We start from the raw sequence: 13,918 nt of genomic DNA, 5'->3' as shown, positions 1-13,918 counted from the left end.
AACTAGATTATAAAATCATCTATAGCTAATCCTATCACCTAGTTCCTAATTTCTACCTGTCTGCTAATAGCTAGCGACCATCAGCTAGAAGCTATTCTAAGTATGATACTCCCCATTAATCTCAACATATTTATAAGAAAGATCACAGGTCCAAACAACCTCACTAACTGATCCTAAATTCAAATCAACTTCTACTTTTATATCTTTTTCCTTTAATAACTTAGATTTTTCTTTCGCTGAATGTTTAATTACTTCTTGATTCTTAGCTAGTAATAATAAATCATTAATTTTGATCTCTATCTTACTTAAATCTAATTCAACTCCACAAGCTCCCACAGCAGCAATTATTCTTCCCCAATTGGGATCTTCACCAAAAATAGCTGTCTTAACTAAATTAGAATTAGCAATCTTCTTAGCTGCTTTTTCAGCATCTTCACTCGATAATGCACCCTTTACTTCAACCTCAACAAACTTAGTAGCTCCTTCTCCATCTCTAACAATCTGTTGTGCTAAATAAGTACAAAGATAGTTCAATGCTTCTACAAATTTATAATATTGTTCATTCTTTTCGCTAATTTGATTATTTTCTGCTTGACCATTAGCTAAAATACTAACCATATCATTAGTACTTTGATCACCATCAACTGTTATCTTATTAAAAGATTTATTTACTGCTGTTTTTAATGCCTCTTTTAATAATTCGCTACTTATTGCTATGTCAGTAGTTATAAAACCTAACATTGTCGCCATATTAGGTTCAATCATTCCCGAACCCTTTGCTATACCCCCTAATTTTACAACCTTATTACCTATCATAATCTCTAGTGCTAGCTCCTTAGCATATGTATCAGTAGTCATTATTGCCTCTGCTGCATCCCTTCCACCTTGACTACTTAAGCTTGTTACTGCTTTGTCTATCCCAGCTTTGATCTTTTCCATCTCTAAAAACTCTCCAATAATTCCTGTAGAAGATAAGACAACTTGATTATCTTCTAGATCTAAACTTTCTGCTACTTGTCCAATCATTGCTTTTGAATCCTGATAACCTCTATCTCCAGTACAAGCATTAGCATTTCCACTATTAACGATTATAGCTTGAGCACTTCCACCTTTACAGTTGTCTTTACTTAAGATTACCGATGAAGCTGCACATTGATTTGTTGTAAAAACACCAGCTACTTGTGCCAAATTCTTACTATAAATTAATGCTACATCTTTATTTCCACTCTTTTTTATTCCACCTACAACTCCACTGGCTAAAAAACCTTTAGGAGCAGTAATTCCACCTTTTATCCCTTTAAAATTTTTCATCTTTGCTCCTCCTTTAAATAGAAATAATGCATAAAATTATTTTCCCTATACTTCTTTATAAATATAGAGATAAATCTTCTAACCCCAGACTCTCATCCCAGCCAGCCATTATATTTAAATTATGAATTGCTTGACCAGCTGAACCTTTGATTAAATTATCAATAGCTGAGATAACTATAATCCGACCTGTTCTTTTATCTACCTTGAAACCAATATCACAATAGTTTGATCCAGCTACATTCTTAATTTCAGGTAAGATTCCTTCTTCCATAATCCTTATAAAGGCTTCCTTTTTATAATAATCCTGATAATATTCTAATATCTCAGCAGTATCTAAATTTTCTTCTAGATTGGCATAAATGGTTGCCAAAATCCCTCGATTTATTGGTAATAAATGTGGAGTAAAAGATAAATTAATATCTTCTCCACCTACCAAAGTTAATTTTTCCTCTATCTCTGAAGTATGTCTATGATTAGCAACTTTATATGCTTTAAAATTATTATTAACCTCACAGAAATGATTTGCTAAAGATAATTTTCTTCCTGCACCACTAGTTCCAGACTTAGCATCAATAATAATATTATCCCTACTAATTAAATCATTAGCCACTAATGGAGCTAAAGCTAAAATTGATGCTGTAGGATAACAGCCTGGATTAGCAACTAATCCACTAGCTTTAATCTTTGATCTATTTAATTCTGGCAACCCGTAAACAGCTTTTTCTAATAAACTAGGACTCAGATGAGGTTTATACCAGTCTTCGTAAGTTTTTAAATTATTATAACGATAATCACCACTTAAATCAATTACTTTAAGACCCCTATCAACTAATTCAGGTACTACCTCCATAGATACTCCATGTGGTAGAGCAGTATAAACAAAATCTGAACTAGCTGCTAATTTATTAAGATCTAGCTTTTCACATTTAATATCTACCTTTCCCCTTAAGTTGGGGTATATATCTGATATATCTTCTCCAGCAAAGCTCCGAGAAGTTAATATTTTTAATTCAACCTTAGGATGTTTAGATAATAATCTTACTAATTCCATACCAGTATATCCTGTAGAACCTATTATACTTACCTTCATACTAGAACTCCTCCTTAATATACGTACACTATTTTGTTTATAATTATACATAAAAGAGTATAAAAATACAAATGTTATTTTGAATTTATTTTGAAAATTTTTATTTCCCTATTATATAGATTGAATTAATGTTCTTTATATTAAAATCAATACTAAAAAATTTAGACACAGACAAAAGCAGACTAAAGATTATTGAAGGTTTCAGACAGAACTTAGTCAGGTTTTAGTCTGTATCAAAAAAGATTTTGAATTATATCTTTTTTTGGTTTCTATACTATAATTATTAACATTAAATATTTTTTATAAAAAATGTATTTTTACTTTATAAACATATTAAGGTGGTCTAATTATCGACCACCTTAATATGTTTATTCTTCTATTGTTTCCTTATTCAATAATTAAAATCAAGGATTAATCAATACTCCTCTAGACTCCAATTCATCAAGTACTTGTCGATCATATTCATCTGTAAAGTCGTTAATATCAATCCATAATTTAGTTAAATTGGGCAGTTCTAATAAATAACTTATTCCTTCATAGCCATCACTTCCAAGACCATGTACAATCCCGTTCTTCGAAAGATCTAATTCTTTTAATTTTTTTAATGAAGCTAATTCGTCTATATCTTCAAGAAGAGCTGAATAATAGTTAAATCTTTGATTTGAAAGATCTAATCTAATTAAATTAGGTGCCTTTTCTACTAATTCACCTATCAATAATAACTGGTTATCTGAGGCATCTACTTCTTCTAAATCTTCTAACTGTTCTTCTATCTCAAAGTTCCATAGAAAATTACTTGAACAATCTAATACTTTAAGCTTAGTAATTTTACTAAGTCTCATCTCCCTTTGAAGAGAATTATTAGATATATCTAAGTTAGTTAAATTGATCATATCTTCAATTATTTCGTAGTCAGTTCTTCTCCATTGGTGAGTCCTTATCTCACAGTTTTCTACATTTAATTCTGTTATTTGCTCTAGATCACTTTTGTCAATAACTCCAGTGTCTTTATTAATTGCTTCTCTAACCTTCTCTTCAAAAAGTTCATTTTTAAAAACAATATTGAATATCCCTTTAATATTCATATCATCATCTATAACAAAACTAACTTCAGCTCCTTCTTCAGTTAGTCCTTCCCAATGATCCAAATCAACACCTTTCAACTCAGGATCTGGAATTGCTCTTAAGGTAATCTTAGTTCCAATTTGATAATATTTCTGACCATCTTCTATTTTATCTGGTTGGGGGTTTACTTCTACAGTACCAGGACCTTCAGTCGCTATAGTTAAAGAATGATAAGTAGGAACAAACACTGCATTTATTTCCTTATCACTATCTATTTTTATTGTAACATCCTTACTAGTTCCTGAAATATCCCCTTCCCAATGGTCAAATTCCCACCTTGATTCTGCCTTAGCTGTCAATATTAGTTCAGTCTCATCTTTATATAATTCTTGATCATTTTCATTAAGTATTGCTTCAGGTGATTTGACAACTGTTCCTTCTCCCTCAGTTGTGATCTTTACTCTGTGCAATGGTACAAATATAGCCTTTATGTCTTTATCTTCATCTATAGAAACTATTGGATTAGGATTAGGATCAGTTCCAGATAAATCTCCTTCCCAATGATCAAAAATCCATCCTTGCTCTGCTTTAAGTATTAATTTTACTTCAGCCCCTTCTTTATATGCAGCTTGATCATTTTCATTAAATATTGCTTTAGGTGATTTGACAACCGTTCCTTCTCCTTCAGTTAAGATATTTACTCTGTGTAGTGGCACAAATACTGCTTTTATATTTATATCTTTATCTATAGAAACACTTAAGTTAGGGTTATCTCCAGATATATCTCCTTCCCAATGGTCAAATACCCATCCTAGCTTAGCTGTAGCTACCAAAGATAATTCTCTTCCTTTTTCATAAAACTTATAACCATCTAATTCAAAATCAGCTTCTGGAACTTCTACACTTCCTTGCCCTTCAGCCTCTATATTTAATTGATAAATAGGTACAAAGACTGCTTTTATATTTTTATCATCATTCATTGTAATTATTGGGTTAGGATCATCTCCTCCTATATCTCCTTCCCAATGATCAAATTTCCAACCCTCTTTCCTTGATGCTGTTAACCTTACTTTATCTCCATATAGATACTTATCTTTTTGAATATCTTGTTCTATAGTTCCTTCTCCTGTAGTTGTTAGATTAAGACTATATTCTTCCTCTATAAATACTGCAACTACTCTCTTTTCTTCATCGATTATAAGGTTCTCTTCTTTTTGGTTTCCTGATAAACTGTCTTCCCAATGGTCAAATTTCCATCCTGGCTTAGCTGTAGCTATTACAGTTACTTCTTTTCCTTGCTCATAAAAATCTAAACCATCTAATTGGAAATCAGCTTCTGTAGTTTCTACACTTCCTTGCCCTTCAACCACTATATTTAATGGATAAATAGGCACAAATACCGCTGTTATACTTGTATCTTTATCTATAGAAACACTTAAGTTAGGGTTATCTCCAGATAAATCGCCTTCCCAATGGTCAAATCCCCATCCAGGTTCTGATATAGCTGTAAATGTTACTTTCTTACCTTGATTATAAAGATTCTTTTCATTTTCTACGATATCTGCTTTCAAGGATTTGTTAATGCTTCCTTGACCTTCAACTTTTATATCTAATGAGTACACTGGTACAAATATAGCTGTTAAATTCATATTTTGAGTAAAAGATATAACAATTTCTTCTTCATTTATATTTTCTGAATCTATATCTCCTTCCCAATGATCAAAATTCCACCCTTCTTTCCTTAATACTGTTAATCTTACTTCATCTCCATATAAATACTTATCTTTTTGAATATCTTGTTCTATAGTTCCTTCTCCTGTAGTTGTTAGGTTAAGGCTATATTCTTCCTCTTTAAATACTGCAACTACTTTCTTTTCTTCATCGATTATAAGCTTCTCTTCTTTTTGATTTCCTGATAAACCATCTTCCCAATGGTCAAATTTCCATCCTGGTTTAGCTGTAGCTATTACAGTTATTTCTCTTCCCTGATTATAAAAATCACAGCCATCTAATTGGAAATCACCTTCTGGCACTTCTATACTTCCTTGACCTTCAACTACTATATTTAGTGGATAAATAGGTACAAATATTGCCTTTATATCTCTTTGTTCATCAATAGGAAGAGTAATCTCTTCTTGATTAGGATCATTATCTCCTATATCCCCTTCCCAATGATCAAAATTCCAACTACCTTTAGCAACTGCTAAGAAGGTCACTTTTATTCCTTCTTCATGAGTAATTCCCTTTGTTCTTACTATTCCACTACCTTCTGTTTCTATATTGATATTCTTTATTTCCTTAAATACTGCAGTTATATTCTTATCTTCATCCATCCTTAACTTCAATTTGGAACCAGCAGCTGTAGCATTATCTTCATCAAAGTTACCTTCCCAATGATCAAATACCCAACCTTCTTTAGACTTTGCAGATAAAGTTACCAAAGCCCCAGTAGCATAATATTCGTGATTAGTATCTTTCTCTATCAGACCCTCACCCTCAACATTTAAATTGAGACTATATTTATCATTCACAAATACTGCTGTTACTTCCTTTGGCTCATTTATTGCTAACTCTTGACTTATTTCAGATCCTGATAAGGCTCCTTCCCAATGGTCAAAAACCCATCCTAATTCTGGAGTAGCTGTTAATTTGATTACTTCCTTCACAGCTGTACTTTCTAAATCTATATCTCCATTACCTTCTATATTTATATCTAAAGGAACAAAGATAGCTTTAATTTCTTTATTCTCAGTTACTGTAATGACTCTTTCTCTTTGATTCCCTTCTATATCTCCTGACCATTCTTTAAATGTCCAACCTTCTTTGGATTCTGCTACTAATTTGACTTCACTTCCCTCGAGGTACTTTTCTTTTTTAGGAGTAGTAATTATTTCACCATCACCTTCAGTACTTATATCTAAGGTGAACAACTCATCGGTTGGTACAAATACTGCTTTTATTTCTCTATCTCTATCAAAACTTACTATAAATTCAGGTACATTTAATTTCTCATCAGTTTTGATATCTCCTGTCCAATGACTAAACCGCCAACCTTCTTCTGCTTTTGCCGTTAATTTCACCTTAGCTCCATAAGGATATCTTTTCTGATCTATAGATTTTTCAACTATTCCTTCTCCTTCTATATCGAGACTAAGATCATATTCTTCTTTAGTAAATACTGCTGTTAATTCCTGCTCTTCACTGCTAAGAGTAAGTTTCGCTTCTCTTTTACTTCCTGATATCGCCCCTTCCCAATGATCAAATCGATAACCAACTTCCGGTTTGGCTATTAATTCTACTATATCTCCTGCTTCATAGATTGTTTTGATTGATTTTTCAGCTATTGATATTGTACCTTTTCCTTTGATATTAGTATTTAATCTAGATATATCTAATGAACCAAATACTGCTGTTATCTTTTTATTTTCATCCATAGTGATTTTTTTTCTCTTGCTATCTCCAGTAGCATTTCCTGACCAATAATTGAATATCCAACCCTCTTTTGGTTCAGCAATTAAAGTTACCTCTTCACCTTCCCTATAACTATCTTTTTGCGGATATACTATTAACTCACCCCGACCTTCAACATTACTTTCCAATGTATATAAAGGTAAAAATACTGCTGCTATTACCTTGTCTCCATCCATTGAAACTGTAGGATTTAGGGCTGTACCAACTAATCCTTCCCAGTGGTCTAATTGCCATCCCTCTTCAGCTATTGCATTTAGAGTTATAAAATCACCATACTCATACTCTTCTTTATCTAAACTCTTAGTTACTGTTCCCTTACCTTTAACCCTTAACTCAAAACTATATTTTTCTTGCTTAAATACAGCTTTTACTCTCTTTTCCTCATCCATAACAATTGTTCTTACTCTTTCATTTCCTGATAAATCGCCTTCCCAATGATCAAATTCCCATCCATTTACCGTTTTAGCTACTAAGGTAACTCTTGTTCCTTTCTTATAACTATCTTCTCCAGGATTTTTTATTACATAACCTGGTCCCTCTACATCAATTGATAAATATATTCCACCTGAAAAATCAACCTTTACATTTTCATTATCTGTTAATCTTTTTAATATCTTTTCTATTTCAGGGTCAATTAGTTCAAATTCATTATTACCAAGTTCCACCTCTTGCAAGCCATCTATATCTTCTAATGCCTCTATATCTTTTATCTGGTTATCGCTAAGATTTAAATTCTCAATACTACCAACCTCTGATAGAGAACTTATATCTTCTATTTCATTATTACCTAAATCTATATTCTCTACATTACCTAAGTCTGAAATCGAACTTATATCTTTAATCTTATTACTACTTAGATCTAAGTTCTTTACATTCCCTAGCCTAGATACCCCTTCTAACTTCCTGATTAAATTTTGACTTAGATTTATATTATCTGCAAACTTTAAATCAGGTAATCCTCTAACCTCTTCTATCTTATTATTCCATAAGTTTAGATTCTTTAACTTCTCTAAATTTCTAATAGCAGTTATATGAGTTAAATCATTACTAGCTAATTCCAAAGTAATTATATTATCTAACTTTTTCACTGGATCAATTTCTTTGATATTATTGTTATTTAAATTTAAAACCTCTAAACTCCTAAAATTTGATACAGCACCTATATCACTTAATTGATTGTTACTTAGATTCAATTCTCTTAGTGTTTCTTCCATTCTATCAGAATATTCTACTATATTACTTATACTATTTATTAAATTTCCACTTAGATCGAGAAGTTGTAAATTACCTAAGTCATTTAATTCTCTAAACAAACTATCTATATCTGTTATCTTATTATCACCTAATTTCAGTGATTTTAAATTTTTTGGTGCTTTACTAAACTTAAGTCCACCTCCAGAGCCAGAACCATCACCTCCAAAATCAAGTATTTTTAAGTTGTTACTACTAAGATCTAGCTCCTGCAAACTCTTCATCTCTTTAGCAAAAATCGCTTCATTTATTTTATTATTCTTAAGATTTACTGTTTTTAAATCTTCTAATAAACAGACAACACTAGGGTCTAATATTCCATTATTATTTAAATTCAAATGTTCTAGGTTCTTAAGATACTCTAGACCTTCTAATGACTTTATCTCACAATCTTCTGCTTCTAACTTAGTTATCTGCTCTAAATCCTCTTTAGTTAATATTCCTTCAGGCTTATTAATTTCTTCTCTAATTGCTTCTTCTAAATTCTTATCTTTGATTAATCTTTCTCCAAACACTGCTGTTATATCTTTTTCTTTATCTAAGCTAATAATAATTGGATTTTCATAACCAGTAACACTACCTTCCCAATGGTCAAACGCCCAACCTTCCTTAGGTATAGCAGTCAATCTAACCCTTGCTCGCTCAGATGATTGCCCTTTGAATGAAGTTGTTTTTAAAGTTGGTTTTAAAGAATTCCTTGGATTATCATCAGAAGAATCTAGTTTTTCTCTTTTTACTGTACATCCTCTTGGACCTCTTGCAACAATATTTAATAAACTACCTCTTTCAACATAATTCATAAATAAATTTTTAGCAAAGTCTAATTTAATTTTTAGCTCATACATATTTTCACTAACCTTTTCTGCAACAACTTCTTCACCTGGTATTAAAAAATTAGAAAAATTAAAACCTCCAGACCAGTATGGATCATATGGAGCAATATAATCAGGATATTTAACTGTTATCGTAGTACCAGCAGGATAGAGACCATTATAAGTTCTACCAATATAATCAATTTCTTTCTCCATTATAGCTTGTGTATCGGATATGATTGTTTTGTGAGTCCCAAAATGAATACCTGGCTTATTATATAACCTAAGACCTGCTTCATATAAATTATCAGATGCTTCAAAAACATATCCTACTACTAGCTCTAACCCTCTTGTAATTACTTTTTTGTTATCTTCTGTAATATTAGCTAAGCTATTCTCTAAATTATTCCTTTTATTTTGAGTTAAGTCTTCAATTTCATCTTCAGCTAGGTCATATTTCTCGCTTAATAGATTATTATTATCTATCGCATATATGCCATAATTTTTATGTTCTCCATTCTTCCCAGTTACTTCCTTTAGACATACGTAATCCATAAGGTTTGACTTTCCTTTACTCATTATTGCATAACTATATGGTTTCTTACCCCCTAATAATGGAAATTCGTTAGAAACACCACTATAAAGTTCCCAATTAATAATTGCTAAATTCTTGTTATTATCAGTACGATAAAATAATATTATATTTTTACCTGATAGACCTATTCTAGTTGGATCGTCATCTGCTGCTTTATCAGTAGTGCTCCATACTCCTACTTTACCATCAATATTATTTTCTTTATCCTTGATTAAATCAGTTTTAAAGTTAATTATACCTTCATATATTGAAGGACTCTCATAATCTTTAATAATCTTTATCTTGACTTCACTTTCATTACCAAAGCCATATTTACCATTGTAGCTTACTGGAATATCTAAATAATAAATACGGCTATCAATCTCTTTAACTATTCGTCTTATCTCCTGATCTGGAGCTTCATTTATTTTATCCTTCTGTAATTTAATTACCTTCTGAATATTTTCATTGCCATTTTTCAAACATTCTTCTGCTATCTTGCTTCCCTGATCATTGGCAATTATAATAATATCATCTCGATATTTCAGTAAATCATGTGCAGATAACTTTTCTTCTAATAGTCTTACCCCCTCACTTATCTCTTTACTAGCAATACTACATCCATATAATGTAATATCATTAACAGTCAATCTATCACCTGTAACAATTCCATCGACTTTAACTTCATCATTATCTATACCATGAACTAATCTATCAAAAAACAAATCTGTTGCTTCATTATTGGTCCCCTTAGCCCCTTTAAAGGTAAAGTCTGTTAAGAATATTACTGGTACTCCTCTTTGGTCCCACTCTTTATCAAATTTAGAATCTATTACTGACCATGATGTAAATTGTACTCCATCATATAATACTCTTATATCATTACTCTCTAAATAATTAATTGTTTTTAATGTGGTAGATTCTTTTGAGAGCTCAAGATCATTGGCACGCAAATCTAATAATTCAAACTCTTTTAACTTAGCTAAACTTTTTAATGGAGTTATGTCAGTAATTTCATTATCACTAAGATTTAATTTTTTTAAGCTAATTAATGCTCCAAAGTTAATTGATTCTTCTATAGCAGATAGATCTTTAATTTTATTCCAACTAAGGTTTAATTCTTCTAAATTAATCAAATTAGATAAAGCATTAACCTTATTTAATTCTACAGACTTTTTGTCTTCATTTATATTAACCTCTGTAATATCAAGGTTAAGCAAGATTTCTAATAAACCCTTATAATCTGGTTTATACTGATATAAGCCATCAATATATCTTAAATCAAATAATCTACTTAAATCCTTAATTGATGTATTGGATAAATTCAACTCTTTTAATTTAGTTAAATTCGCCAATGGACTTAAATTTCTGACTATATTTAGATTAATTGGCTCTCCACCAACTTCTTTAACCGGTCCATTAATATTCAATAAATTTCCCTCTTCATCATGCCAACTGCCTAAATTAAGCTTTTCTAACTCAGTAAAATATTGAAAACCTTCAAAACCATCAATCACTGCGATATTAGAAGCATCTATATACTTGATAGTCTTTGCCTGAGTAGGCAGGAATTTTTCACCTATTGCTACTTTAGCCTCTCCAGCTGTAGTTTCATACATAGCTGCATCTTTAAAGTATTCAGATAAGTGCACTGTCATATCCTTAACAATTCTTTTCTCTGGTTGATAAAAAATATCAACCTTATCTAAATTCAAATTAACATGAACGTCAAGCAACTTCATCAATTCCTTAGAATAATCAGGTATCATCTCCATGAAACTCAATTCACCTTCACCAGAATAAGCATTCCCTGTCCAGCTAGTTATATCTTTTTCTCTTTCAGTAAATGGTGGAAATTTGGCGTTAGTACTAAAAGCACCTCCAAGAACATCAACCCAGGCTCCACTAAAAAGCAATGGAGAATTAGCACCATGACTTGATAATTGATCTAAATTTAATGCTTTTAAATTATAGTCCTTCCCATTCTCAGGGTTAGTTTCAGCAGGGAATAAAACCCGTTGCCATTTATTATTCTCCTTATCTTCTTCGCTAACTTTAAATAAAGTATTTTCATTTAATGAATCTCCAGCAGGTTCTTTAAGAGGCAATACTTTTTTTGCTATACATAAATAATGTCCTGGTACTGGATATAAAGCATGAGAACCTTTAGCGATAGATACTATAGGATGAATTTTTTCTTTATCTTCATCATACTCGTATTTAAATACTTCATCCCAAGGAATCTTCACCCTTCCTCCTGGTTCTCCATCCCATGTAATCTCTTTATCCCCATTTTCGTTCAACAATGACATCTCTTGACCACTTAAATGCGCTCCAAATACAATACTTTCTGGTTTCAAATTTCCATCTAAAACTATCGACATACTCTCCCTATCAAATACATGACCAGCAGTTGCTGGTTCTTCTGAACTTCCACCTTTAGGATCAAAGTTATAGAAGAAATGATAATTTAAATAATAGTGATTTTCACCTCGTTTGATAAAAGAATAATAAATTGTAGCATTCTCTATACTACCTGTAGCATGCCTTAATGGATGCACTTGAGAATCAGTCTTAAAACCAGATACCCCTAGATTTATATATGATCTCTTATGACCATTATATGACATATAAGCTCCGAGGGTATCATAACTAACCTTATCAATTATCTGATCCGAATATCCTTCAATAACTTCTCTCTGAATATTAAATTCAATCTCTGATAAGTCTTTACCTATATCTCCTTCTAATATTGAATTCCTTCCATCTGGGATTAAATAATCCATAGGGACTGGTGCATATTCCTCATCCTCCGGATAAGCTAAGATTGGGGCATATTGTTGAGCTAATTTAGAAGGTGATTGTGATAAATTATTAATATCTATATCATTAATAAAAATATCCTGCTCCCACAATAACAAATCAGTCTTATTATATATTTTAACTGTACAAACACCATTTCCAACATCCTCATTTACTATTTTAATAGTATTATTAGTTGCACTCATATCACCTGAATCTTTAATTCCATCATCATCTTCTTTTTCTGTTTCTTCTTCTATTTCTTTTTTAACTACCTCATACCTGGCTTGTCCTTTGATATTAGCTTTAATAATTTTCCCATCTTCTGAGTCTAATACTTCAAACTTTTGATATTCCTGTTCATCAGACGCACTTTGAACCAAATACATTTTTGCTTCTAATTCACCAATATCATCAAGATCTTTTAAAGATATTTTAACTTCTTGATTATTAGTAGAATTGTCATTAACATAATTAACCCGATAGATATTTAGAATTTTTCCGTAATTATCTTTAATTACTATTATCATGGAGTAATCTACAGTATAATCTCTACTGCTATTACTTTGAATATTAAAAGCATTTAGATTATTATTTAAACTTCTAATATCTTTAGTTAAATCTCTTTTAAAATTTAGAGAAAGAGGTTGCTCAGTAGAACTTATCTCTCCTCTTACTTTAAAAGAATAAACCTGTCCAACTATCTCTTCTGTTTGGGAATCAAATAAAGTCTTATTCCCTCCTTCATATCTTGTTAATAAAGTCTCTTTTAGGTTATCCTCACTTTTTTCAATGCTAATATTAACTCCATCAAGTAATTGTTTAGCCTGATCAGAAAGACCTATAGTCCAGATACCATTACTAATTTGATCTGTATTCTGATCTACAGTAGCCTCAGAAACCTCTTTAACCAACTCTATTTCTTTACTTGTATCATCTTCTAATTTAATTTCTATTGTTTGGTCTATATAGCCAGCTTTCTTCAGAGATAAACTATAAGTTCCTGGATCTAAATTTTTAAATTCTAATTCACCTACGCTATCAGTGGTTTTAATTTTTGAATAATCTATTTCATCATTGATAAGTTCTACACTAACCTCAGTCACTTCTTCAGCTGTTTTAGCATCTATTACTCTAATTATTAAGTTCTTGTTTTCTTCTTGATTAGTATCATCATTCGGATCTTTACCAAAGACAAGTTCCGTAGTTTCAGTTACTACTTTACTTTCAAAAGAATAACCTTTCTTAACAGGAGTTACCTTTACTGCACCTACCAGCCCTGTCTTAGTAAAACGACCCTTTTGATCAGTAGTAGCTATACCTAAATCCGCACCCTTCCCCGCACTAAATTCTGTAGTAAACTTTATTTTAACATCATTTAATCCTGTTCCTTCATCATCATAAACTGTTCCTGAGACATTATATTCTCCTTTATTTGATTTATCACTACTACAAGCAACTAGTATCATGCTCAAACTTACAATCAATAAGACTAATATATATACATTTCTCTTACTTATTTTCATTTTATTCTCCTCTCTT

The 13,918-nt window shown here is 31.2% G+C and carries 3 protein-coding genes; all 3 read right to left on the bottom strand.

Annotated elements, in window-relative coordinates; translation table 11 throughout:
• Positions 1–96: 96 nt before the first annotated feature.
• A complete protein-coding gene (gene argJ, locus OREMA_RS0115770) occupies positions 97–1,311 on the bottom strand; it encodes a bifunctional glutamate N-acetyltransferase/amino-acid acetyltransferase ArgJ (RefSeq protein WP_018250213.1) in 1,215 nt (404 codons plus the stop codon).
• Positions 1,312–1,366: 55 nt separating this feature from the next.
• Positions 1,367–2,401 (bottom strand): N-acetyl-gamma-glutamyl-phosphate reductase, encoded by a 1,035-nt coding sequence (argC, locus tag OREMA_RS0115765; protein WP_018250212.1) that lies wholly within the window; start codon positions 2,399–2,401, stop codon positions 1,367–1,369.
• A 404-nt stretch (positions 2,402–2,805) separates the two neighbouring features.
• Positions 2,806–13,902: an InlB B-repeat-containing protein gene (locus tag OREMA_RS0115760; protein WP_018250211.1), complete on the bottom strand. Its 11,097-nt coding sequence runs from the start codon at positions 13,900–13,902 to the stop codon at positions 2,806–2,808.
• Positions 13,903–13,918 lie beyond the last annotated feature (16 nt).

This window comes from Orenia marismortui DSM 5156, from assembly GCF_000379025.1.
GTDB classification, from domain to species: Bacteria; Bacillota; Halanaerobiia; order Halobacteroidales; family Halobacteroidaceae; genus Orenia; species Orenia marismortui.
The sequence above is the reverse complement of the archived record's forward strand: the minus strand, read 5'-3'. Positions and strand labels throughout refer to the sequence as shown.